The sequence below is a fragment of the Streptomyces sp. PA03-3a genome, assembly GCF_033792735.1.
Classification (GTDB): Bacteria; Actinomycetota; Actinomycetes; order Streptomycetales; family Streptomycetaceae; genus Actinacidiphila.
In genome coordinates, this window is the sequence record NZ_JARAVM010000003.1 from 166,232 (window position 1) to 189,916 (window position 23,685).

The 23,685-nt window shown below is 73.0% G+C and carries 22 protein-coding genes; 13 read left to right on the forward strand and 9 right to left on the reverse strand.

The window, feature by feature from the left end:
- Window positions 1-253: 253 nt before the first annotated feature.
- The 3 genes from PV342_RS04575 to PV342_RS04585 form a co-directional block, all read right to left on the reverse strand.
- Complete coding sequence (locus PV342_RS04575) at window positions 254-727, reverse strand: hypothetical protein (protein WP_500315852.1); 474 nt, start codon at window positions 725-727, stop codon at window positions 254-256.
- Between the two features lie 679 nt (window positions 728-1,406).
- The gene (locus PV342_RS04580) at window positions 1,407-2,138 is read right to left on the reverse strand and encodes a DUF7873 family protein (protein WP_400800973.1); all 732 of its coding nucleotides are present in this window, start codon (window positions 2,136-2,138) and stop codon (window positions 1,407-1,409) included.
- A gap of 10 nt (window positions 2,139-2,148) precedes the next feature.
- Entirely contained in the window at window positions 2,149-2,799 is a 651-nt protein-coding gene (locus PV342_RS04585) for a macro domain-containing protein (protein WP_500315853.1), read from the reverse strand.
- A 107-nt stretch (window positions 2,800-2,906) separates the two neighbouring features.
- Here PV342_RS04585 and PV342_RS04590 point away from each other — a divergent pair, with 107 nt between their 5' ends.
- The 3 genes from PV342_RS04590 to PV342_RS04600 all read left to right on the forward strand — a co-directional run bounded on the left by PV342_RS04590 (window position 2,907) and on the right by PV342_RS04600 (window position 5,623).
- Window positions 2,907-3,794: an SCO4651 family lipoprotein gene (locus tag PV342_RS04590; RefSeq protein WP_386992374.1), complete on the forward strand. Its 888-nt coding sequence runs from the start codon at window positions 2,907-2,909 to the stop codon at window positions 3,792-3,794.
- A gap of 174 nt (window positions 3,795-3,968) precedes the next feature.
- Complete coding sequence (locus PV342_RS04595) at window positions 3,969-5,120, forward strand: methyltransferase (protein ID WP_386992372.1); 1,152 nt, start codon at window positions 3,969-3,971, stop codon at window positions 5,118-5,120.
- Between the two features lie 50 nt (window positions 5,121-5,170).
- Complete coding sequence (locus PV342_RS04600; RefSeq protein WP_400800980.1) at window positions 5,171-5,623, forward strand: archease; 453 nt, start codon at window positions 5,171-5,173, stop codon at window positions 5,621-5,623.
- Between the two features lie 28 nt (window positions 5,624-5,651).
- Here PV342_RS04600 and PV342_RS04605 read toward each other — a convergent pair whose 3' ends face one another.
- Window positions 5,652-7,064 carry an RtcB family protein gene (locus PV342_RS04605; RefSeq protein ID WP_400800982.1) on the reverse strand — a complete coding sequence of 471 codons (1,413 nt, stop codon included), beginning with the start codon at window positions 7,062-7,064 and terminating at the stop codon, window positions 5,652-5,654.
- 296 nt (window positions 7,065-7,360) lie between these two features.
- On the opposite strand from PV342_RS04605, the gene PV342_RS04610 reads away from it, so the two are divergent.
- The 6 genes from PV342_RS04610 to PV342_RS04635 all read left to right on the forward strand — a co-directional run bounded on the left by PV342_RS04610 (window position 7,361) and on the right by PV342_RS04635 (window position 12,462).
- Window positions 7,361-7,717 carry a PRC-barrel domain-containing protein gene (locus tag PV342_RS04610; RefSeq protein WP_329190318.1) on the forward strand — a complete coding sequence of 119 codons (357 nt, stop codon included), beginning with the start codon at window positions 7,361-7,363 and terminating at the stop codon, window positions 7,715-7,717.
- Between the two features lie 34 nt (window positions 7,718-7,751).
- Window positions 7,752-7,919 (forward strand): hypothetical protein, encoded by a 168-nt coding sequence (locus tag PV342_RS04615; RefSeq protein ID WP_406260498.1) that lies wholly within the window; start codon window positions 7,752-7,754, stop codon window positions 7,917-7,919.
- 88 nt (window positions 7,920-8,007) lie between these two features.
- Window positions 8,008-9,888 (forward strand): transketolase, encoded by a 1,881-nt coding sequence (locus tag PV342_RS04620; RefSeq protein ID WP_400800986.1) that lies wholly within the window; start codon window positions 8,008-8,010, stop codon window positions 9,886-9,888.
- Between the two features lie 319 nt (window positions 9,889-10,207).
- Window positions 10,208-11,269, forward strand: a complete 1,062-nt coding sequence (locus PV342_RS04625) for a hypothetical protein (RefSeq protein WP_500315854.1) — start codon at window positions 10,208-10,210, stop codon at window positions 11,267-11,269.
- Between the two features lie 169 nt (window positions 11,270-11,438).
- The gene (locus PV342_RS04630) at window positions 11,439-11,888 is read left to right on the forward strand and encodes an SRPBCC family protein (RefSeq protein WP_500315855.1); all 450 of its coding nucleotides are present in this window, start codon (window positions 11,439-11,441) and stop codon (window positions 11,886-11,888) included.
- A gap of 133 nt (window positions 11,889-12,021) precedes the next feature.
- Window positions 12,022-12,462 carry an ATP-binding protein gene (locus PV342_RS04635; RefSeq protein WP_400800993.1) on the forward strand — a complete coding sequence of 147 codons (441 nt, stop codon included), beginning with the start codon at window positions 12,022-12,024 and terminating at the stop codon, window positions 12,460-12,462.
- A gap of 46 nt (window positions 12,463-12,508) precedes the next feature.
- Here the strand turns inward: PV342_RS04635 and PV342_RS04640 are convergent, their stop codons facing one another.
- A complete protein-coding gene (locus tag PV342_RS04640; protein WP_361014325.1) occupies window positions 12,509-12,727 on the reverse strand; it encodes a hypothetical protein in 219 nt (72 codons plus the stop codon).
- A gap of 143 nt (window positions 12,728-12,870) precedes the next feature.
- Here PV342_RS04640 and PV342_RS04645 point away from each other — a divergent pair, with 143 nt between their 5' ends.
- Together PV342_RS04645 and PV342_RS04650 are read left to right on the forward strand one after the other, a co-directional pair.
- Window positions 12,871-14,055: a serpin family protein gene (locus PV342_RS04645; RefSeq protein ID WP_500315856.1), complete on the forward strand. Its 1,185-nt coding sequence runs from the start codon at window positions 12,871-12,873 to the stop codon at window positions 14,053-14,055.
- A 48-nt stretch (window positions 14,056-14,103) separates the two neighbouring features.
- Entirely contained in the window at window positions 14,104-14,643 is a 540-nt protein-coding gene (locus PV342_RS04650) for a precorrin-3B C(17)-methyltransferase (RefSeq protein WP_500315857.1), read from the forward strand.
- Between the two features lie 10 nt (window positions 14,644-14,653).
- On the opposite strand, the gene PV342_RS04655 is transcribed toward PV342_RS04650, so the two are convergent.
- The 4 genes from PV342_RS04655 to PV342_RS04670 all read right to left on the reverse strand — a co-directional run bounded on the left by PV342_RS04655 (window position 14,654) and on the right by PV342_RS04670 (window position 21,411).
- Window positions 14,654-17,512 (reverse strand): FAD-binding and (Fe-S)-binding domain-containing protein, encoded by a 2,859-nt coding sequence (locus PV342_RS04655; RefSeq protein WP_500315858.1) that lies wholly within the window; start codon window positions 17,510-17,512, stop codon window positions 14,654-14,656.
- A 42-nt stretch (window positions 17,513-17,554) separates the two neighbouring features.
- A complete protein-coding gene (locus PV342_RS04660) occupies window positions 17,555-18,733 on the reverse strand; it encodes an anhydro-N-acetylmuramic acid kinase (RefSeq protein ID WP_500315859.1) in 1,179 nt (392 codons plus the stop codon).
- Between the two features lie 85 nt (window positions 18,734-18,818).
- Window positions 18,819-20,405 (reverse strand): sodium:solute symporter, encoded by a 1,587-nt coding sequence (locus PV342_RS04665; protein WP_018557735.1) that lies wholly within the window; start codon window positions 20,403-20,405, stop codon window positions 18,819-18,821.
- A 10-nt stretch (window positions 20,406-20,415) separates the two neighbouring features.
- Entirely contained in the window at window positions 20,416-21,411 is a 996-nt protein-coding gene (locus PV342_RS04670) for an N-acetylglucosamine kinase (protein ID WP_026250743.1), read from the reverse strand.
- 205 nt (window positions 21,412-21,616) lie between these two features.
- Between PV342_RS04670 and PV342_RS04675 the strand changes: the two genes are divergently transcribed.
- Window positions 21,617-22,567 carry a MurR/RpiR family transcriptional regulator gene (locus tag PV342_RS04675; protein WP_500315860.1) on the forward strand — a complete coding sequence of 317 codons (951 nt, stop codon included), beginning with the start codon at window positions 21,617-21,619 and terminating at the stop codon, window positions 22,565-22,567.
- A gap of 49 nt (window positions 22,568-22,616) precedes the next feature.
- Window positions 22,617-23,513 (forward strand): N-acetylmuramic acid 6-phosphate etherase, encoded by an 897-nt coding sequence (gene murQ / locus PV342_RS04680; protein ID WP_018557738.1) that lies wholly within the window; start codon window positions 22,617-22,619, stop codon window positions 23,511-23,513.
- The last annotated feature ends 172 nt before the right edge of the window (window positions 23,514-23,685 follow it).

The window sequence follows — 23,685 nt, forward strand, 5'->3', positions numbered from 1 at the left end:
ACGGGTCGCGCGCCACGGTCACACAAGCCGCGGGGACAGTAACGCGTCTCACCGGTGTCCCGGAAGACCGCCTCCGCCGCACGCCAACTCCCTTGACAACGTTGCCTCTCGGGCCGATATAGTCATGCCCGGATCAACTGACAACGTTGTCGCGCATCACGGTTACACAAGCCCCCCACGCCCCCTCGGCACCCTTGGATCCCCCCGCCCGCCAACCCGTATCCGGTGCGGTCACAAGCCGGCCAGCTCGGTCCTAGTCACCTGAGAAGCCGAAGATCCCCAGGTGGGTGGGCCCGCCATCGGAGTACAGAACGACGTAGCAGCCAGTCCACCTCATCCGGCACTCGCCGAGCAGGCTCCGCTCGAACTCCTCGTGGCTCGTGAACTCATCGGCAGCGGCGACGAGCGCCGAGTACTGCTCCACCGTCGGCTGCTCGGTACCGAAGTGGTGGACCACGCGGCTGAGCGGCAGGGGTTTGAGCGTGCCGTAGTCCCCGGCACGGGACGGCACAGGCGGGTCGTCCGTGGCCACGACCGTGTGGATGTCGAGGATCGTGTGGGTGCCCTCCTCCCCCATGAACTCCTCGTCCTCATACAGCTCCTCCAGGTCCTTGTAGCGGGCACCGTCGCCGTACGTCTCCTGGAACACCCTCGCCTGCAAACCCGCCAGAGCCGCCGCGACGTCCCCGTCGTACCCGGTAACGTAGTCCCACCCGCTGGCACCCATACAGCCCCTCCTCGAAGATCGTGAACGGCCGGACGGTATCAGCGGAGACTGACAACGCAGCGGCTCGGCTCCGGGCCGAAAGGCTCCGGCGCGAGAGAGCGAGGGCACGAGGTGATATCTGCGCGGTTGCGGGCTCTGCGGCACCGCGGGCGGCACCGCGGGCGGTGCCGCAGAGGTAGACCACAGCCAGGTCGCTGACGTCCAGGCAAAGGTCGGGTTCCCGATCCGTCGGGACGCACTTGGCCTTGCTGTCCCGGACGGTCGGCAGCCGCGGACCGGCGGGGGAAGACGTGACGGAGCCCGGGAGCGGTATCCAGCTGCCCGGGCTCCTGAGGTGCCACCCAATTGCGCACACCGGCGGCGTTTAAGAGTCGCGGATCATTCTGAGATCGACGTGTTCTACCTTTGAACTACCGCGCCGCGAAGAGGCGCAGAGGGGAATTGAACCCCCATCCGTCGATGATCGTCCACGCTCGGTCGATCCGGTGTTCGGCGGCGAATGCTGAGACTGGAGCGAGAGTCTGAGATTCACGGGGCTGCCTCTACCGGTTGGGCCACCCCGGCACGTGGTGCCGGGAGAGGGATTCGAACCCCCACTGATACCCCTGGTCAGCTTCAACGTCAGTTTCAGCTTGCGCTCTCGGCGCACCCCCCGCTCTCACGGGGGGCGTTGATGAGGCTACCCGAACAAGTAGCCGAAGACCGCCTCGCCCACGCGCTGGTCGGCGACGTCCGCGCCGTTGGCCTCCTCGCGGGCGAACTTGACGGCCTGCTGCAGCTTCTCGACCCTGCCGAGGAGTTCGTTCACGCGGCGCGCCGGCAGCGCGCCGGAGAACTTCACGGTCGTCCAGTACCCGACGGGCACGTCCTCGTAGTACACCTCGACCTGCGCCGGGTGCTTCTCCGTGGCCTCGGCCTTCACGTGGTTGCGCGGCACCTTCCTGGTGCGGATCGTCCGGACCGGGTCGGTCTTCCAGCAGTCCGTCGACGGGTCCGGGTTCCACGACTCCGACGCGTCGAGGACCGGCAGCTTGCGCACGAACGTGTGCAGGTCGGTGAGCTGCTTCTCCAGGAACAGCAGGTACGGGACGGGGACCTGAGCGAGGAGCACCCGCCCGTCCACCAGCACGTCGGCGGCCGCGGTCCGGTTGGCCCAGTCCTTGGTCGCCGTCACGTCGAAGAGCCGCGTCAGGGTGCCCCCGACCGCGCGCAGGACGTCCTCGGCCTTCACCTGGACCCGGGTGGACTCCGGGGGCAGTTGCTCGCCCTCCTCGTCCTTGGGCTGGTACGTCCGCGAGATCCCGGCGAGCAGCGCGGGCTTCTGGACGTCGTGATGGGCCTGGGTCAGTTCCTGGAGGGACTTGGACTTGACGCCCTTTTCCACGGCGATGATCTGATTGAGCTTCGGCACGTCACAGAAATTAGCAGTGCTCGGTGCGCACACACACCCGATTTTTCCGAGGAGGGCGGACGGCCGTTCGAGAACCGCACGCGGATATCGTCGTCTCCTGCCTGCCCGAACTGGTCGCGCCCACCGTCCGTCTGCACTCCGTCCGGCTCGAGGCCCACGACGAGTGGGGGCCCGGCCGGCACGAGGACGGCTTCGGGCTGGGGCCTCCGACGAGGTCGGCTCGCGGGACGGGTTCGCGGCCTGGGTGACGATGCCCGCCGGGCAGTCCGGCCCGGAGGCCGTGGCGGCGGGCCACGACGCCCGTGGCGATCGCGGGGAACGCGACGCTCGCCGCCCCGAGTTCGTCGGCGACCTCCAGGCAGTGGCGGTAACAGGAGGCGAGGACCTCGGCCTCTCCCTGGTCGCCGCCTTCCCACACCGGACCGACCGTGTGGATCACGTGCCTGACCCGCCGTCCGAGGCCGAAGGCGGGCGTCGCCATCGCATCTCCCGGTGGGCAGGGACCGATGGCGGCACCCGCCTGTGCCAGTCGCGGACGCGCCGCCCGGTGGATGGCGCCGTCCACGCCACCGCCGCCCATCAGCGACTCGTTGGCCGCGGTCACGACGGCGTCGGACTCCTCAGCGGTGATGTCACCTTGTACGACGTCGATCAAAGGCATGCCCTGATCATGCCGGACCGCCTGATCGTTCGAGTGTCCGAAGGTTGATGTATCGTGCAGGGCCGTTGATCGTTGTACAGATTTTTACCCCCAGGGGGGAACTTTTCATGCGTATTCGTCGCCTTGTGGCGATCACCGCTGCGACCGGCACGCTCGCGCTCGGTCTCGCGGCCTGTGGTGACTCCGGCGAGGACGCCGCGCCGAAGTCCGGGTCGACGCAGGGCTCCGCCAAGCCGGAGAAGAAGGAGGTCGCCCCGGCCGAGGCGCTGCGGAACGCCACCAAGGCGGTGGAACAGCAGGCCTCCGCGAAGGTCAGCGTCGACGCCGTCGATCCGGCGGACGGCAACACCAAGGCGGAGGGCACGCTGAGCTGGGGGAAGGGCTCCGAGGGGGCCGAGCTGAGCATGGACGCGGCTTCCGACCCCGAGCTGCAGGACATGGCGGGCCCGGACGGCAAGGTGCACATGACGATGGCCGACGGCGCCGTGTACCTCCCCGTCGAGGGTGAGATGGCGGAGGCCGCCGGCGGCAAGAAGTGGCTGAAGCTCGACGGCACCTCGGCGGAGGACAACCCGGCCGCCGACCTGCCGCACGGGCCCGCCGCGGCTCTCGCCGCCCTGTCCACCGCGACGGACCTCGCCAAGGCCGGTACGGAGCAGGTCGCCGGCGCCGAGGCGACCCACTACACGGGCACGGTGGACATCAAGAAGCTCGCCGCGGACACCGCTGTCCTTGACCTCATCAGCAAGGACGAGCGCGACGCGTACGTCAAGGAATTGCAGACCACCGGCCTCAAGAACACCGTCAAGATCGAGGCGTGGATCGGCGCCGACGACCTCGCCGTGCAGACCCTGGAGTCCGGTACGACCGCCAAGGGCCCGGCCAAGCTGACGATCGGCTACTCCGGCTACGGCGAGACCTCCGCGATCAAGGTTCCCCCGGCCAAGGACGTCACCACGTTCGCCGAGATGGTGCAGAACGCCGCCCAGGGCTGATCCCCTCGCGTCGGTGGGTGCGCCGCGACCGCGCGCACCCACCGGCCGCGTGACGGGGCCCGCGCGACCTCACCGGCCTGCCGGCGGTACCGCCGGCCCGCGTCGCCGTTGCCGGCGGCGGCCTCGGAGCCCGCAGCCTGGGGCGGTGCGCGCAGCCCGTACCCTGAGGGGGCGATGAACCTCTTCAGCACGCCGTGGGGCGCACTCGAACTGACCCGATTCCCCGCGGAGCCGCGGGAGACGCTGCGGGCGTGGGACGCCGCCGACGACTACCTTCTGCGGCACGTCGCCGAGACGGGCACGGACCTGACGGGCACGACCGTCGTCCTGGGCGACCGCTGGGGGGCGCTGGCGACGGCGCTGGCCGCGTACCGTCCCGCGCAGATCACAGACTCCCACCTCGGGCAGCAGGCCACGCGCGCGAACCTGCGCCGCAACGTGCCGGACGCCGAGGTGCGGTTGCTGACCACGCGCGACGAGCCTCCCGCGCGCATCGACGTGCTGCTGGTCCGGGTGCCCAAGAGCCTCGCCCTGCTGGAGGACCAGCTGCACCGGCTGGCGCCCGCGCTCCACCCGGACACCGTCGTCCTGGGTACGGGGATGGTCACCGAGATCCACACGTCCACGCTGCGGCTGTTCGAGCGGATCGTCGGGCCGACCCGTACCTCGCCGGCGGTGCGCAAGGCGCGGCTGATCTTCAGCACGCCCGATCCGGCGGCGGCCCGCGGGACGAACCCGTGGCCGCTGCGGTACGCGCTGCCCGACGGCATCGGGCCGTTGTCCGGCCGTACCGTCACCAACCACGCGGGCGTGTTCTGCGCCGACCGCCTCGACATCGGCACCCGCTTCCTGCTCGAGCACCTTCCGGACCGCAAGGGCCCGGACCGCGTGGTCGACCTGGGCTGCGGCAACGGTGTCGTCGGCACCGCGGTCGCCGTGGCGAACCACGACAGCGACGTGCTGTTCGTCGACGAGTCGCACCAGGCGGTCGCCTCCGCCGAGCGGACCTTCCGCGACAACGCGGGCCCCGGGGGCAGGGCCCGGTTCCTCGTCGGGGACGCGGCCGACGCCGTGGCCGCCGTCGGGCCCGAGGGGGCCGACCTCGTCCTCAACAACCCGCCGTTCCACTCCCACCAGGCGGTCACCGCAGCGACCGCCCAGCGCATGTTCGTCACCGCCCGGTCCGCGCTGCGGTCCGGGGGCGAGCTGCTGGTCGTCGGCAACCGGCACCTCGGCTACCACGTGCGCCTGCGGCGGCTCTTCGGGAACTGCGAGGTCGTCGCGTCGAATCCGAAGTTCGTGGTCCTGCGGGCCGTCAAGAGCTGACGGCGGGCCGCCGGACCCTTGAGGCCGCGCGAACCGGGCAGGCGTTCCTCATGGTGGACGAGACCTACGGCGGCGGCGGAGCGGAGGCGGGCGGGCACCGTACGGTGCCGCACACCGCCGATGTGCGGATCGAGGCGTGGGGGCCGACCAGAGAGCAGTGCCTGGTCGAGGCGGTGATGGGGCTGGTCGAGTGCTTCGCGGACGTCGCCGGGGTGCGGCCCGCGTGCGTACGGCGGGTGCCGGTGGCGGAGGCCCCCGACGACGATCTGCTGGCCGACCTCCTCGACGAGGTCATCTTCCGGCTCGAGGTGCACGGGGAGGTGCCCGTCGACGTCGAGGCCGAGTCGGACGACGACGGCGGCGGGCTGGACGTACGGATGGCGGTGGCCGACGTCGCGTCGGTCGAGGTCGTCGGCGCGGTGCCGAAGGCCGTCTCGCTGGGCGAGCTCCACCTGGCGCCTGGCCCGTACGGGTGGACCTGCGCGGCCACGGTCGACGTCTGAGACGTCTGACCGGTCCTCCGGGGCGTGGCTACCCCTTCACCACACCGAGGGGCACCAGGCGGACGACCCTGCGGCACAGTCCGGCGCCCTCGCTGGCCTCGACCACCGCCGAGACGTCCTTGTACGCCTCCGGCGTCTCCTCGGCGAGGCCGCGCCAGGACGAGGCCCGCACGGCGATCCCGCGGGCCTCCAGCCGCGCCCGCAGCTCCCTGCCGCTGACCCCGCGCGCGGCCTGGTGCCGGCTCTTCTCGCGGCCGGCCCCGTGGCAGGTCGAGTGGAACGCCGCACCTCGGGGGACTCCGGTGAGGACGTAGGAGCAGGTGCCCATGGTGCCGGGGATGAGCACGGGCTGGCCGACTCCGCGAAGGTCGGCGGGCAGGTCCGGGTGGCCGGGCGGAAGTGCCCGGGTGGCGCCCTTGCGGTGGACGCACAGGGTGCGCGGCGCCGCGTCCACCTCGTGCTCCTCGATCTTGGCCAGGTTGTGGGACACGTCGTAGACGAGCGTGAGAGGGACGCCCGCCTCGCGGCGGAAGATGCGGCGGGACAGCTCGCCCAGCAGCTGGCGGTTGGCCCGGGCGTAGTTGGCGGCGGCGGCCATCGCGCCGAGGTAGGCGCGGCCCTCGGGCGAGTCGACGGGGACGCAGGCGAGCTGCCGGTCGGGGACCTCGATGCCGTAGCGCCGCATCGCACGGTCCATCGCGCGCACGTGGTCGGAGCAGATCTGGTGGCCCAGTCCCCGGGAACCGCAGTGGATCATCACGCAGACCTGGCCGAGCGCGAGGCCGAAGGCGGCGGCGACCGGCTCGTCGTAGACCTCGGCCACCTCCTGGACCTCCAGGAAGTGGTTGCCCGAGCCGAGGCTGCCGACCTGCCCGAGGCCGCGTTCGCGGGCGCGTGCGCCGACCTGGCCGGTGTCCGCGTCGGCCACCGCCCCGTCGTCCTCGCAGCGGCGCAGGTCGCCGTCCTCGCCGTGGCCCTCCTCCACGGCGTAGCGGGACCCGCCCGCCAGCACGCGTTCCAGCAGGCGGTCGCTGCCCAGGTGCCAGACGGCTCCGGTGACCGCGCCGCGCGGGGTGTCCTGGCCCAGTCCGTCCATGATCGCGGGCAGGGCGGGTCCGATCGCCGCGCGGTCGCAGTCGGCGGCCAGCAGCCGTACGCCGCAGGAGATGTCGAAACCCACCCCGCCGGGGGAGACCACGCCGCCGTCGGCGACGTCGGTCGCGGCCACCCCTCCGATGGGGAAGCCGTAGCCCCAGTGGACGTCGGGCATGGCGTACGAGGCTTCGACGATGCCCGGCAGCGCCGCGACGTTGACGACCTGTTCCAGGGCCTTCTCGGCGTGGCTCAGCAGGTCGCGCGAGGCGAACACGACGCCGGGCACGCGCATCCGCGCGCGCCGGGCGATGCGGAAACGGTAGGGGTCCTCTTCCACGACTTCCATGACGGCTTCCATCACAGCCTCCGGGGCCGCTCGGCCGGCGAACTCACCCCCCAGGGGTCGCGTTGCCGCCCCCGGCGGCCTCAAACGGCGCCCGCGAGTGGCGGCCGGCACGTCCAGCCGTCCGCGGGCGGCCACGGTTTCCGCGAAGGCCGGCGCCCCCGGCCGGATCCGGGTTCCGGACGTAGCATGAGAAAACGAGCAGGAACGCACTCACCTGCGACGGTCCGGCCAGGGCGGTCCCGGTGCGACCGCGCCGGGGCACGGCGCCAGTCCGGCGCTCCACCGAGGAGCAGCTCATGATCCATTCAGCCGATATCCGCGAGTGGCGCGACCGCGACGTCATCGACCCCAAGGGTCACAAGATCGGCGCGCTGGAGGCGGTCTACGTCGACACCGCCACCGACGAGCCCTCCATGGCGACGGTGCGCACCGGGCTGCCCACGCGGCAGCGGCTGGTGTTCGTCCCCCTCGACGAGGCGGTCGTCGGGCCCGGCTACGTCCAGGTCGCCCGGTCCAAGGGACTGGTGAAGAAGGCTCCGTCCATCGGGACGGACGACGTCCTGCCCGTCGAGCAGGAAGGGGAGATCTTTCAGTATTACGACATGGCCTACCACCCGGGCGCCGGCGGCGAACGCAAGCTCGCCCGGCGCTGAGCGCACCACGTCGCATCGGGGAGGTGTTCCGACCATGGCGCTCTTTCTCTTCCTGCTTCTTGCGGCCGTCGTCCTCGGCCTCATCGGCGTGGTCGCCGACGGTCTGTTCTACCTGCTGATCATCGGCATCGTCGTACTCGTGATCGACCTGGTCTTCGTCGGGGTCAGGTGGCGGCGTTCGCGCCGCGGACTCCTGCGCTGACGCCGGCCGGCCGAGACGAGTGCCGCCCGAACCGGTGGGTAGCAGGCATCAGGTACGAAGAATCCTCCGTACGAAGAGGGAATCCGTCATGACGGACCAGAAAGCCGCCGCCCGCCCGATCGGGCCCGACAGCGACCTGGAACAGGTCTTCGAACTCGCCCAGCAGCTCCGAGTGGACTCCGTGCGGGCCAGCACCTCGGCCGGCTCGGGCCACCCCACCTCCAGCCTGTCCGCCGCCGACCTGATGGCCGTGCTGATGGCCCGTCATCTCCGGTACGACTGGCAGCAGCCGAAGAACCCGGCCAACGACCACCTGATCTTCTCCAAGGGACACGCCTCTCCCCTGCTGTACGCGATGTTCCACGCCGCGGGCGCCGTCGACGAGCACGAACTCATGACGACGTACCGCACGTTCGGAGCGCGCCTGCAGGGCCACCCCACGCCCGTCCTTCCCTGGGTGGACGTGGCGACCGGATCGCTGGGCCAGGGCATCGCCTACGGCGTGGGCATCGCCACCGCGGGACGCGACCTGGAGCACGAGCCGTACCGGGTCTGGGTGTTGTGCGGCGACAGCGAGATGGCCGAGGGCTCGGTCTGGGAGGCCCTCGACAAGGCCGGCCAGCGTCAACTGCCCAACTTCGTGGCGATCGTCGACGTCAACCGGCTCGGCCAGCGCGGCCCCACGGAACTGCAGTGGGACACCGCGGCGTACGCCCGCCGCGTCGAGGCCTTCGGCTGCCGCGCCCTGGTCGTCGACGGCCACGACCTGCAGTCCGTCGACCGGGCGCTGACCACCGCCGCCGACGGGCAGGCGCCCACCGTCATCGTGGCCAGGACCGTCAAGGGCCAGGGCGTCCCGGAGGTCGCCGACCACGAGGGCTGGCACGGCAAGCCGCTGCCGCCGGACCTCGCGGAGCACGCCATCGCGGAACTCGGCGGCGTACGCCACCTCACCGTCCGCGGCCCGCGGCCGCCCGACGCCGCGCCGCGCCCGCCGACGGCGGCGACCGCCCGCCTGGACCTGCCGCGCTTCCAGATCGGGGACGAGGTCGCCACCCGGGTCGCCTTCGGCAAGGCGCTCGTGGCGGTGGGCGTCCGCCCCGACGTCGTGGTGCTGGATGCCGAGGTCGGCAACTCCACCCACGCGGAGGACTTCGGCAAGGCCTACCCCGACCGCTACTTCGAGACGTACATCGCCGAGCAGCAGATGATCGCCTCTGCCGTGGGAATGGCCGTGCGCGGCTACCGTCCGTACGCCGCGACGTTCGCCGCCTTCCTCACGCGGGCCCACGACTTCATCCGCATGGCGGCCATCTCGCAGATCTCGATGGCCCTGTCGGGCAGCCACTGCGGCGTGGAGATCGGTGCGGACGGGCCGTCGCAGATGGGCGTCGAGGACCTGGCGATGATGCGCGCCGTCCACGGCTCCACGGTGCTCTACCCCAGCGACGCCACGTCCGCGGCCGCGCTGACGGCGGCCCAGGCCGACCTCGACGGCATCTCGTACCTGCGCACCACGCGCGGGGCGTATCCCGTCCTGTACGGGCCGGACGAGTCCTTCCCGGTGGGCGGTTCCAAGACCCTGCGGCAGTCCGGCGACGACGAGGTCACCCTCGTCGGGGCCGGGGTGACGCTGCACGAGTGCCTGGCGGCGGCGGACGCACTGGCCGGCGAGGGCATGGCGGCCCGGGTGATCGACCTGTACTCGGTCAAGCCCGTCGACGCCGACGCCCTCGCGCGCGCCGCCCGCGACACAGGTGCCCTCGTCGTCGCCGAGGACCACCACCCCGAGGGCGGCCTGGGCGAGGCCGTCCTGTCGGCCCTCGCCGCACGGCGCCAGGGGCCGGCCTTCGCGCACCTGGCCGTCCGCGACCTGCCCGGCTCCGGCACGGCGGAGGAACTGATGGACGCCGCCGGCATCTCCCGCACCCACATCGCGGAGGCTGCGAGGCGCCTGGCCTCGGGCTGACTCCCCCTCGTCCGGTACGAGCACCGGCGGCCGCCGTCCCCGTGACGGCGGCCGCCGCGGCGTCCGAGGGCCCCCGCCGAACGCGCCGCGCCGGCAGCCCTTCACCTGGACGGTCTAACGGGTCCGCCGGCCGCGGCGCCCCTCGGCCGTCCGCCCGGACCGGGACCGGGGGCCGGAGCACGCCCCGGCCCCCGGTCCCTCGCCGGGCGATCTTCCTCCGCGTCGCCCACGCTGGTGCCGGTGCCCGCCCACCCCGGCGGGCCCGCCGCACGGCAGGGCGGCCTTCGCTGCCGCCACGAACCCCCACAAGGGAGCAGGCATGACTTTGACGACGGATGCGCTCATACCCGCGCTCGAGGATGTGCGGGAGGCACACGCCGCGGTGGTCGACCGGTTCCGGGCCGACATGGCCGTCACCCCGGCCGGTCCCCATCGGCAGACCCTGGAACGTCATGCCGCCCAGACCCGGCACCACATCGCCCGCATCGACACCCACGTCCGGGACATGCGCCCGCGCCACCTGATCCGGGACACCGGCGACATGGTCCGCACCGCGTCGGCGGGCGCGTTCCACACGGCGATGGCGCCCCTGCACATCGGCGCCCGCATGGTTTGCGGGATCCTGCCGGGAGGGGCGCACGCCGACGAGCGCCAGCTGCTCAGGAACACCGAGGACGAGTACACCGCCACCGCGCGGGCGCTCGCCGCCTGCCGCGCCGGCGAGAGCATCGCCACCCTCGCCCAGGACGACCGCGCCGCCGCGCTGCTGAGCACGCTGCGCCGGCAGGACGAACAGCTCCTGCGCGAGCTGGAGTCCAGCGTCGAGGACCAGGCGCTGGCGCTGGCCACCACGGCGGCCGGCGACGGCCACCACCCCCACGGTGCGGCCGGCATCGCCGACGCCGCCGTCCGCACGCTGCGCGCCACCGCCCAGCGCCTGCAGGCCGTCTGGACGGGCGGCGGGCAGGGCGGGCAGTCGACGGCCCGTCCCGCCGGGGACGCCGAGCGCCCGGCCGCGAAGGCCCCGAGGGCCCACGCGCCGATGGCCCGCACCGTGGACCTGCCGCTGGCGGACTACGACCGGCTGCCCGTCGCCGAGATCATCCAGCGGCTGCGCCTGTTCTCGCAGGCGGACCTCTCCATGATCGAGGACTACGAACGGGAGCACGGCGACCGGGTCGGCATCCTCAACGCCATCGAGAACCTGCGCGGCAACCAGCCCTGGCCCGGCTACGACACCATGAGCCCGGATCAGATCACCGCGCGGCTGCGCGGAGCCGAACCGCTCCTGGCCCGGCAGGCCATGGACTACGAGCGGCAGCACCGCGGGCGCCCCGACGTCATCAGCGCCGCCAAGCAGCGCACCCGCGCCGCCGTCTGAACCGCCGCCGCACGAAGGTCCCCGCCGTGCCTCCACGGCGGGGACCCTCGTACGGGTCCGAAGGCTGGTTCAGGCGGCGCCGTTTGGCACCGACCCGTTCGGGCAGGCGCGGGCCACGAGGCGAAGGACGCCGCATCCCGAAGCGGATGCCGACCCGAAAGGTGGGCACATGTCGACGGTTGAGGAGTCTGTCGAGGTCGCGGTGCCGGTCACGACGGCGTACAACCAGTGGATGCAGTTCGAGGAGTTCCCCCGGTTCATGGAGGGGGTGGAACGGATCGACCAGCGCACTCCCACCCTGACGCGCTGGGTCGCCAAGGTCGACGGCGTCACGCGTGAGTTCGACGCCCGGATCAGCGAGCAGATCCCCGACGAGAGGGTCGCCTGGACCACCGTCGGCGGCGACGTCCACCAGGCGGGGGTGGTCACCTTCCACCGCCTGGACGACCGGCACACCAAGGTGATGCTGCAACTCCGGCACGAGCCGCACGGCGTGGCCGACACGGTGGCCGACAAGCTCGGCGTCGTCAGGCGCCAGGCCAAGGGCGACCTCAAGCGCTTCAAGGCGTACATCGAGGCCCGCGGCATGGAGAGCGGTTCCTGGCGCGGCGAGGTGTAGGGGACACTCCCGACCCGCAGGTCCCGGACACCGTCGGGTGTCCGGGACCTGCGCCGTCCGTTCGCGCCGTCATGGGCGACGGCAGGCGGGGTAGGCGTACCTGTGCCGTCAGGGAGCAGAAGGGAGCACTGCGATGGCCGACGCATCATTGAGGGCAGTCGGCTGGGCGCGCTCGTTCCCCGTGTCCGGCGGGGTGAGGGCCGGCCGCAGGTGGACCCGGGACCATCTCGCCGCCCTGGACTGGACGAAGGACGCGCCGGGCACGGTGGACGACATCCTGCTGGCCGTGTCGGAGCTCATCACCAACGCGCACGTCCACGCCCACAGCGACGCCGAGGTCGTCCTCACCTGGGACAGCCGGTGCCTGCACGTCAGCGTCCACGATGACGACGACACGGTGCCCGCGCCGCGCGACGCCGACGTGGACGCCACCGGCGGGCGCGGGCTGGCCCTCGTGGACGGTCTCGCCGACCACTGGCAGACGCACGCCCAGCACCACGGCAAGACGATAACGGCGTGCTTCACGCCGCCCGGCCCGAAGCCGGACGACCCCGATGACGAGCCGGTGCACTGAAGCAGTGTCACCGGCGTTCCGGCCACTGGCCGACCGCGGTCGCCCGTCAGGGGCGGAACACGTTCGGGTCGTGAGTGAGAGGGGCGTTGTGCACGGACGCCGAGTTGTACGTCCAACGGTCGTCGGTGGCCTGCCGGCGGCGGGCCTGCTCGATGAGCAGGCCGTCGGCGTTCTCGGTGCGGCGGTTGCTGCGGCGCAGGAGCTTGACGACCAGAAACGTCACGAAGGACACGAGCACGAACAGAAGAATCCCGAGTTCCACCACAGCAGCTCTCCCCCATGTGTCAACAGCTACTTGACCTGCATCGTAGCGCCGGGACAGTGGCCTGTCCCTCCCCCTTGAGCCGCATTTGAGCTTGTGGGAAACCCGGTTGGCGTCGGAGGGCGACGCTGCCATGATCGCCGGTCATGGGAGACGCGAGGACGGTGCGCGCGGTCAACGCGCTGACCGTGGGGTGGGCGGGCCGGGCGCTGCGGCAGAGCGAGGAGACGGTGTTCTCCGCCGCGGGAGTGTGGCCGCTGCTCGCCCTGCTGGCTGCCGGTGCGGACGGCGCGGCCCGGGACGAGCTCGAGCGGGCGACGGGGGTGGACGCCGGTGAGGCCGCCGGGGCAGCGGGGCGGCTGCTGGCGCGACTCGACGCGCTGCCCGGCGTGGCCTCCGCGATCGGGCTGTGGAGCAAGGCCACCGTGCCGCTGGAGCCCGGATGGGCCGGCGCGCTGCCTCCGGCCGCGCACGGGGTGCTGAGCGGTGACGTCGCCGCCGACCGCGCGGCACTGGACGCCTGGGCCGACAAGCGCTCCGGCGGTCTGGTCCCCCGGCTGCCGATCCTTCTCAGGGAGGGGACGGAGCTCGTGCTGGCCGGTGCGCTGACGGTCGGAACGAACTGGCTCCGGCCGTTCGACGAGCACGGCGGCGTGCTCTACCGGACCAGCGCCTTGCTGGACCGCGTCGAAGTCGTGGAGGCTCCGTGCGGCCGGGTGACGGTGCTGAAGGTGCTGGGCACCGGCGGGATCGACGTGCACCTGCTGCGGGGCGAGGCCGGCGTGTCCGGGGGCGAGGTGCTCGCGGCGGGCGTGGGCGCGCTGCAGCGTGCGTACCCGGCCGTGCCCGGGGACCGGCTTCCGTACGGGGAGCCCGGGCCCGGGGTGACGGTGTCTCGGGTGCCCAGTTCAGGCCGTCAGCCGTATCTGTCCGTGACCACGGTGCCGTTCGAGGTGACGGCTCAGCACGATCTGCTCGACCACGCGGGGCTGTTCGGGCTCACCGCGGCCACGGACGACTCCCGCGGCCACTTTCCCGGGATCAGCGGTGAGCCGCTGGCGGTGGGCGCCGCGGGGCAGACGGTGACGGCCGCCTTCAGCGCCCTGGGCTACCGCTCGGCCGCCGTCACGGCGTTCGGCGTCGCGGCCGGGGGCGTACCCGCGTCCACTGCCAGGCGGGTGCGCGCCGAGTTCACCGGGCCGATCGGCTTCCTGACGGTGCACCGGACCTCCCGGCTGCTGCTCACTGCGGGATGGGTGGACGCCCGGCTTCCCGAAGAGGACGGCGACGGATGGGACGAGTCCGACGACGGCGCGGACGGGACGGCGTGACGCGGGGCCGCCCGGCGCCGCGCTCACACCCCCTGCCATGATCGAGACATGACATACGCTCGCCGCCGCTTCGCCGGCACGCTGGGACTGGTCCTGCTCGCGGTCGCCCTCGCGGGGTGCGCCGATCCGGCCGCCACTCCCGGGGCCGGGGGCCGCGACCGCGCGGGGAAGGGCTTCTGCCCGCCGCCGGAGGCACCGCAGGCGGAACCCTCGCCATGTATCACCTTCGACTGGAACCAGCGGGTGGCGGAGAACCACGCCTTCCGCAGTCCCCTGCCGATCACCGAGGAGCAGCGGCGGCAGGCGGCGCCGAAGGCCGAAGCCCTGGCAGCGGCCCTGACGAAGCTGGCGGCCTCGGGCACCTCGCAGGACGCCCTGCGCGCGGCGGCGGCGCGGGCCCTGTCGCTGACGTCCGATCAGATCGAGCTGCGGGGTGCCCGCTTCGATCCTCTGCGCGACGTGCTGGTCGGCGGTGGCGAGGGGCGGGTCTGCGTCAACGGCTCCGTGGACGGTACGGGGAAGGCGGACGCCGAGGTGGTCGGGCGTACCGCGGACGGGACGTGCCTGCCGGGGCTGGGCGGGCACTGAGCCCGCCCCGTCAGGCGGTCGCCTCGTCCAGCAGTTCCAGTACGTGCCGGTAGGGGCGGCCGGTGGCGCGGGTCATGCCCATCTCGCAGGTGCGGTTGCACGAGGCGTACGCGTCGAAGGCGCCCGCGGTGATCTCCGCCGCCTGGGCGGCCGTCGCGGACCGGGTGACCTCCGGGTGGAGCAGGCCGCGGTCCCCGGCGAAGGCGCAGCAGCCCCAGTTGTCGGGGACGGTGACCTTGTCACTGACCGCGGCCGCGACCTGGCGCAGGGCGGCGTCGATGCCCAGGTGGACGGTGGAGCAGGTGGGGTGCAGGGCCAGGGAGCCCGTGCGGCGCGCGGCGGGCAGGGCGGGGAGCAGGTGCTCGGCGGTGAAGGCGACGCTGTCGACGAACCGCAGTGCCGAGTAGCGGGCGCGCTCGGACTCCGCGAGGGTGTCGGCCAGTTGCTCGAGACCGTGGGTGCAGGAGGAGGCGTCGCACACGACCGGCAGCCGCCCGCCGTCGCTGGCCTCCCACAGGGCTTCCAGGGTCCGGCCGGCCATGGTGCGGTGCCCGTCGGTGTAGCCCTTGGACTGCCACGGCGTGCCGCAGCACAGGCCGGTCAGGCCGTCGGGGACCGTGACCTGGACGCCGGCGCGTTCGCACAGCCGCAGGAAGGCGGCGGCCGCGCCGCCGGAGTCCCCTTCGGGGGCGAAGACGCTGCCGATGCAGGCGGCGAAGAACACCGCCCGCGCCCCTTCGGGGTGTCGGGGGGCCGGGCGGGCCGGGCCACCGCGCGGGATGTCGCCGGACCAGGTGGGCACCAGCTCCGTCGCCCCCAGCCTGCGGACCGCGCCGGTGGCGCCGCGTAGGACCGGGGCGGGCAGGACATGGGCGGTGTTGAGGGCGGCGCGCACCCCGGTGACCGCGCTCCCCCAGTGCCGGGCCGTGGTGTCGCCCAGGCGCTGGGCGGTGGGGCTGTGGCGCCGCGCGCGCAGGCGCTTCATGACCGCGCCGGTGTCGATCGTGACGGGGCACGCGGTGACGCAGAGGCTGTCGGCCGCGCAGCTGTCGACAGCCGCGTAGGCGTAGTCCGCCTCCAGGGTGCGGCGGCGTTCCTCGTCGCCGGCGGCGGTGGCCAGGGCGATCTCGCGCTGCAGGGCGATGCGCTGCCGGGGCGTGGTGGTGACGTCGGCGGTCGGGCAGACCGGCTCGCAGTAACCGCACTCCACGCACGCGTCCACGGCCGGGTCGACCGCGGGGACGCTCTTCAGGTCACGCAGGTGCGCGGCCGGGTCGTCGGTCAGGAGCACGCCGGGGTTGAGGACGTCGTGGGGGTCGCACAGCCGCTTCAGCTCGCGCATGACCTCGTACAGCTCGTCGCCGTACTGGCGGTGGACGAAGGGGGCCATGGCGCGGCCGGTGCCGTGCTCGGCCTTCAGGGTGCCGCCGGCGTCCAGGACCAGGTCGACCATGGCGTCGGTGAAGCGGGCGTAGCGCTCGGTCTCGGCGCGGGTGTCGAAGTCCTGGGTGAGCATGAAGTGCAGGTTGCCGTCGCGGGCGTGGCCGAAGATGACCGCGTCCTGGTAGCCGTACCGGTCGAAGAGGCCGATCAGCCCCTCGCAGGTGCCGGTGAGCCGCTCCATGGGCACCGCGATGTCCTCCAGGAGCGCGGTCGTCCCGGCGGGGCGTGCTCCGGCGACGGCCGTGTACAGGCCCTTGCGCAGGTGCCAGAGGCGGCCGCGGACCGCGGCGTCGCGGGTGAGCGCCGCCCCGGTGACGGCGGGCAGCCGGTCCAGGACGGGCCGGGCGGCGGCGACGGTCGCGTCGAGCGCCTCGGCGCTGTCCTCGGCGAACTCCACCAGCAGGGCGGCGTGGCGCTCCACGCGCAGCCCGCGCAGTTCCTCGACGGGGTCGGCGGCCTGCTGTGCGACGCGCAGGGAGGCGGCGTCGAGGAGTTCGGCGGTGCGGGCGCCGGCGGCCAGCAGCGCGGGCAGGGCGTCGGTCGCCTCGGCGAGGCCCGGCAGGATCAGCAGGCCGGTGGCGGTGTGCGGCAGCAGGGGGACGGTGCGGAAGACGGCCTCGCCGACGAAGCCGAGGGTGCCCTCGCTGCCGATCATCAGGTGGGCGAGGATGTCGGCGGGGTCGGTGTGGTCGAGGAACGAGTTGAGCCCGTAGCCCATGGTGTTCTTCATCGCGAACAGCCGCTCGATGGTGGCGCGGGAGGCGGCCGAGCCGCGGACCCGGTCGCGCAGCCTGAGCAGCCCGGCGTGCAGGTCGGGCTCGTGGGCGCGCAGGGCAGCGTCCGCGTCGGCTGCGGCGGTGTCGACGACGGTGCCGGACGGCAGCACGAATTGCAGCGACTCCATGGTGCGGTAGGCGTTGTCCCGGGTGCCGCAGTTCATGCCGCTGGAGTTGTTGGCGACGAGCCCGCCGATGGTGCAGGCGCTCTCGCTCGCGGGGTCGGGGCCGAGCCGGCGCCCGTGCCGGGCCAGCCGCGCGTTGGCCTGACGCACGGTCAGTCCCGGCTGCAGCCGGATGCGCAGGCCCTCGTCGAGGACCTCGGCGGAGCGCCAGTGCGTACGGACGTCCACCAGCACACCGTCACCGCCGGCCTGCCCCGCCAGGCTCGTACCGCCGGAACGCAGCGTCAGCGGCACCCCGGCCCGGCGCGCGCCGGCCATGAGCGCGCCCACCTCGGCGGCGGAGGCGGCGCGCACCACGGCCTGCGGCGTGAAGAGGTACGGCGAGGCGTCGTGGGCGGCCGCGACCCTGCGGGGCACGTCGGTGGAGACCCGGGAGGGATCGGCCACGCAGTCGGCGAGCCACGCGGCCGGGCCGGGGTCGGCGGTGCGGGACGTGGTGGCGGGGGTGCCTGCGGAGGTGCTCATGGTTCCTCGGGTACGACGGTGCGACGCGACGGCGGCCGACGGTCAGCGGGCGGGGTCGGTGATCCGCAGCAGGCGGGGCGGCTGTGCGGCGGGTTCGGGCAGGCGCAGCGGGGCCAGGCCGGGGGTGATGCTGCCCAGCAGCGTCGCGCGGCGGGCGCCGGTGCCCGAGGTGAGGGTGCCGGGCAGGCCGTTGACGGTGAGGAAGCCGAGCACGGCAAACGCGAGGGCCTCCTTGGCGTCGGAGGGCAGGCCCAACTCGTCGCTGGGCCGCAGTGTCACACCGGGCAGTTCCTCACCGATCATGCGCATCAGCACCGGGTTGCGGGCGCCTCCGCCGGACACGACCAGGCTGGTGACCCCGTGCGCCCGGCAGGCGTCGGCGACGGTGACGGCGGTGAGCCTGGTCAGGGTCGCGAGGACGTCGTCGGTACCGGGTGCCGGCACGGCGGCCAGGGCCCGCTGCAGGTACGGCAGGTGGAAGAGTTCCTTGCCGGTGCTCTTCGGCGCGGGCCTGCGGTAGTAGGGGTCGTCGAGGAGGACCTTGAGCAGGTCGGGGTCGGTGCGTCCGGCGGCCGCGCGGCGTCCGTCCTCGTCGTAGGCGGCGGCGCCGCCGGTGAAGTGGCGTACGGCCGCGTCCAGCAGGGCGTTGGCGGGGCCGGTGTCGAAGGCCAGGGGCTCCGCGCCGGGGGCGAGGACGGTGATGTTGGCGATGCCGCCGAGGTTGAGCGCGGCGGGCACGCCCGGGAGCCCGCGCAGCAGCAGGGTGTCGGTCATGCCGACCAGCGGGGCGCCCTGGCCGCCCGCGGCCACGTCCCTGCTGCGCAGGTCGGACACGACCGGCAGCCCGGTGGCCTCGGCGATCCAGGCCGGCTGGCCCAGTTGCAGGGTGCCGCGGACGGTTCCGTCCTCGACCCAGTGGTGCATCGTCTGGCCGTGGGACACGACCAGATCGGCGTCGCCCCCGCACAGCTCGCCGAGCGCGCGTGCCGCGGCCCCCGCGAAGGCCTGGCCGACTCCGGTGTCCAGGGCGCAGACGTCCTGGGTGGTCGTCGTCGCGGGCGGCAGCGTGGCGGTGATGAGGTCCCGCAGTCCGTCGGCGTAGGGCACGGACAGATGGCCGAGCGGCCGCATGAGCAGGGTCTCGCCGTCCAGGGTGAGGTCGGCGGCGGCCGCCTCGATGGCGTCGTACGAGGTGCCCGACATCAGGCCGATCACGCGCATTGCTTCTCCCAACTCGTGTGTGCGGGCGGTCGTGTGGTGCCCCGGGGTGGGGGCCGCCCGTCGGCGGCCCCCACCCCGGGAGTCCTCATTCGACGCCGGCGCCCGCCGCGACGCGACCCGGACCGCTACCGGACTCCGGTCCGCCGTCGGTCAGCTCGGCCTCGTGCACCTCGCGGACCTCGGGGGCCTTGTGGAACAGGCTCATCACACCGCCTATGACCAGCGTGATCACCACGCCGATCGGCACCAGCCACTGGGCGGCGATGGCGGTCGGCACCGTCGCGCCCGCCACGGTGACGTCGATCTTCACCGAGCGCACGATGTAGGTCATCACGCCGACCGTGACCAGGAAGGCGACGACCGCGTCGATCTCGTTGGCGCGCCTGACGATCCGGCCGAGCAGGAAGGCGCCGAGCAGCGCGCCGTAGGTGTAGCCCGCGATGGTCAGTCCGGTGATGTACACGTTGCCGGTGCTGGTGCTGAAGGCGCAGGCGAAGACCGCCATCAGGACGGCCCAGACCAGTGTCATCACCCGGGCGAGCTTGAGCAGCGACTCCTCCGACGGGGTGCTGCGGAAGAAGCTGTGGATGATGTCGGCGACGGTCGAGTTGGACATGGAGTTCAGCGCGGAGGACAGGGAGCCCATCGCGGCGCCGAGGATGCCGGCCACGAGCAGGCCGGAGATCACCACGGGCAGCCCGTGCAGGATGAAGTTCGGGTAGAGGTTGTCGGAGCTGTGCAGGCCCAGCTCGGAGAAGCTCTTGCCCTTGTTGTACGACCACAGCAGCGCGCCGACGAGGGAGAAGGCGGCGAACTGCAGGGTGACGAAGACGCCGGAGGCGATCATGGCCTTCTGGCCGTCGCGCAGGGAGCGGGTGGCCAGGACGCGCTGGACGATCAGCTGGTCGGAGCCGTGGCTGGCCATCGCGAAGATGGCGCCGCCGATGATCGCGGTCGGCAGGGCGAACGGGCTGGTGAGGATGTGGGCCAGGTCGAAGTTGGTGTCGAACAGCTTGAAGTGGCCCGAGTGCAGGGCGTCGGAGAAGCCGCTGGTGCCGACGTGGCCGGAGAGCACGGCGATGGCGAGGATGGCGCCGCCGAGGTAGAGGCCCATCTGGATGGCGTCGGTCCAGATGACCGCCTTGATGCCGCCGAGGTAGGTGTAGACGACGGTGATCAGCGTGAGGACGATGATGATCACGCGGTAGCTCGCGTTCACGCCGAACTCGTCGAGCAGCAGCTTGATCGGGATCGCGGAGGCGAACAGGCGGACGCCCTCGGCCAGGAGGCGGGTGAAGACGAAGGTCACCGAGGCGAGTCCTTGCAGCTTCAACCCGAATCTGTTGCCCAGGTACTGGTAGGCGCTGACGAACCCGCCGCGCTTGTACAGGGGGATCAGCACGGTGGCGACGACCACGCGGCCGATGACGTAGCCGAGGGCGAGTTCGACGTTGCCGAAGCCCTGACCGCTGTAGGCACCGCCGGGCACGCTGATGACGGTCAGCACGCTGGTCTCGGTGGCCACCACGGAGAAGGAGACGGTCCACCAGGGCATGTGGCCCTCGCCGACGAAGTAGTCCTTCGCCGTCTTCTGCCGTCCGGCCAGTCGCAGTCCGATCCAGGCGATGGCGACCAGATAGACGACGATCACGACGAGGTCGAGTTGACGCACGCGCTCGCTCCTAAGCAACAGCCGGCGGGATCACCGGCGTGGTGGGGACAGTGGGTGACGTCGTCCGGCGGACTCGGACGACGTGGGGTTCGTGCGGCACGGTGGCGTCCCGTGCCAGCAGGCGCGCGCCGTCCAGCGGGTCCCCGAGCGGGGGCCGCGGGTCCAGCGGTCGCGCGGAGGCCTCGAGCGCCGCGCGCAGCGGCGCCATGAGCGGTTCGCCGAGGCCGGTCAGCCCGCCGGTGACGGTGACGGGCAGGACCTCGCCGCCGATCCGGGCCGCCGCGGCGAGGACGGCCTCGCCGAGTGCGGTGGCGGCGTCCCGGACGATCTCCCCGGCGACGGGGTCGCCGGACGCGGCGGCGTGGGCCACGTCCGGGGCGAAGGAGGCCGCGGTACGGGCGGGGTTGCCGCCGGCGGCCAGCGCGGCGGGCAGCGTGTCCGGGTCGCCGAAGCGCCGGCCGGCCGCGGCCAGCAGCGCCGTGTCCGGTCCGCGGCCGTCGTGGGCGCGCAGCGCGGCCCGCAGGCCGGTGACCCCGATCCACGCGCCGCTGCCCTCGTCGCCGAGCCACGGGCCCCAGCCGTCGACGCGGGCGTACGAGCCGTCCTCGCCGATGCCGATGGCGACCGAGCCGGTGCCGATGGCCAGCACCACGCCCGTACGGCCGCCGAGGGCGCCCGCGTGTGCGGTGACGGCGTCGCTGGTGACGGCGACCTCGTCCGCGGGCAGGTCCTGGAGCAGCAGTCCGGCGAGGGCGCGGGCGGCCTCGGGGGCCGCGGCCGCTCCGGCGGCACCGACACAGACGGCGGCGAGCCGGCCGGGGGCGTGCTGCTCGATCAGCGGCCGGACGGCGGCGAGCACCGCGCCATGCGCGGCCTCGACACCGCCCTCGGCTGCGAGTCCGGGTGCCCCCGGAACCTCGTGGACGGGGCCGGCGGTGCCGTCCGTGCTGATGAGCACGGCACGGCAGCCCGTCTTCCCCAGGTCCACAGCCACTGCTGCTGTCATGCGGCACGCCCTCGTGTCGTACGGGATCCGGCACGGCGGGTGGTCACGGTCGGCGGTGACCGGCGCGGATCGCGGTGCAGCGAGTATCGGAAGGTAGACCTCCGTATGTCAATAAGTAACTTCACGAAATGCATCACGTAAATTTTTGACGCAGTCGACGGGGCGTGGTTACGCTGACGCCACCCACTCAGGAGGGAACCCATCCATGGCCTCCCAGGACCCGACCCGCACCTCCGCGCAGCCGGCACAGGAGACCGCCTCAGGCGGCGACACCCTGGCCCGCATCCGCGCGGCCCTGCCCGGCCTGGCGCCCTCCGAGCGGCGGGTGGCCGAAGCCGTCCTTGCCGATCCGGCACAGGCGGCGGAGCTGTCCATCAGCGCCCTCGCCGAACGGGCTGCCACCTCCGTGGCCACCGTCATGCGCTTCTGCCGGACGATGAAACTGGGCAACTACCCCCAGCTGCGGCTCGCCCTGGCCGCGGCCGCGGCCCGCGAGCACGCGCTCGGCGGCGAGCGCCCGACACCGGGCACCGACATCAGCGCCACCGACACCCTCGAACAGATCGTCCACAAGATCGTCTACAACGAGGTCCGCGCCCTGGAGGACTCCGGGGCCGGACTGGACATCGAGGCACTCGGCCGGGCCGTCGACGCCGTGGCGGGCGCCCGGCGCGTGGACATCTTCGGCATCGGCGCCAGCGCCTTCGTCGGGCAGGACCTGCACCAGAAGCTGCACCGCATCGGCCACATGGCGTTCATCTGGACCGACCGCCACGCGGCCCTGACCGCCGCCGCCCTCCTCGGCCCCGGCGACGTGGCACTGGCCGTCTCCCACTCCGGGGAGACCGAGGACACCGTCGAGCCCCTCCAGGCGGCCGCCGAACGCGGCGCCACCACCATCGCCCTCACCAACGTCCCGGGCTCCACCCTCGCCGACAGCGCCGACCTGGTGCTCGCGACCTGCGCCCGCGAGACCCCCTTCAGGTCCGGCGCCACCGTCAGCCGGATCGCCCAGCTCGCTGTGATCGACTGCCTGTTCGTCGGCGTCGCCCAGCGCTCTTACGACGCCACGACCGCGGCCCTGCAGAAGACCTACGGAGCCGTGCAGCGCCGCAGGCGCCCGCAGCCCCAGCGCCGCACCCCGGCCGACGACTGACGGCCGGCCCCGCACCACACCCCAGCACCACCGAAAGGACGACCGCGCCGTGGACCTCAGCACACTCGGCACCGAGACCCGCAACGAGCGGACCGCCGAACTGGACCGCATGCCGGTCTCCGAGCTCCTCACCGTGATGAACGCCGAGGACCAGACCGTCGCCCTCACCGTCCGGGAGGCGCTCCCCGACATCGGCACCGCCGTCGAGGCCATCACCGAGTCCCTGCGCCGCGGCGGCCGCCTCATCTACCTCGGGGCCGGCACCAGCGGCCGCATCGGCCTGCTCGACGCCGTCGAGTGCCCGCCGACCTTCGGCACGGCGCCCGAGCAGGTCGTCGGCCTGCTCTCCGGAGGCCCGGGCGCCTTCGTCGTGGCCGTCGAGGGTGCCGAGGACGAGCCCGCCCGCGCGGTCGCCGACCTCGACGAGATCGGCGTCGACGAACGCGACACCGTCGTCGGCCTCGCAGCCAGCGGGCGCACCCCGTACGTCATCGGCGGCCTCAAGCACGCCGCGACGCGAGGTGCCGTCACCGTCTCCGTGGCCTGCAACCGCGACGCACTCGTCAGCCGCTACGCCGACATCCCGATCGAGGTGCCGACCGGCCCGGAGATCCTCACCGGCTCCACCCGGCTCAAGGGCGGCACCGCCGAGAAGATGGTCTGCAACATGCTCTCCACGGCGTCGATGGTCCGCGTCGGCAAGGTCTACGGGAACCTCATGGTCGACGTGCGCGCCACCAACAACAAGCTGGTGGACCGCGCACAGCGCATGGTCGTCCAGGCCACCGGGGCCGACCCCGACACCGCCGCCGAGGCCCTGACCGCCGCCGGCGGCCACGCCAAGACGGCCATCGTGATGCTGCTCACCGGCACCACCGCCGAGGACGCCGCCCGGCGCATCGAGCAGGCCCACGGCGACACCCGCACCGCCGCCGGCCAGGCCTGAGACCGGCGCCCGCCGGGCCGGGCGGCCCGGCGGTCCGCGTCCACTCACGCCACGGGCGCCACATCCGGAACGCCGCCGTCCGTGTAGGCCCCGGTGATCGGGGGAATCTGCCGCACAGCGCGGCAGTTTCCGCGTGGGGAGGCGAGCCTCCCCACCACACGGCCAAGGACGA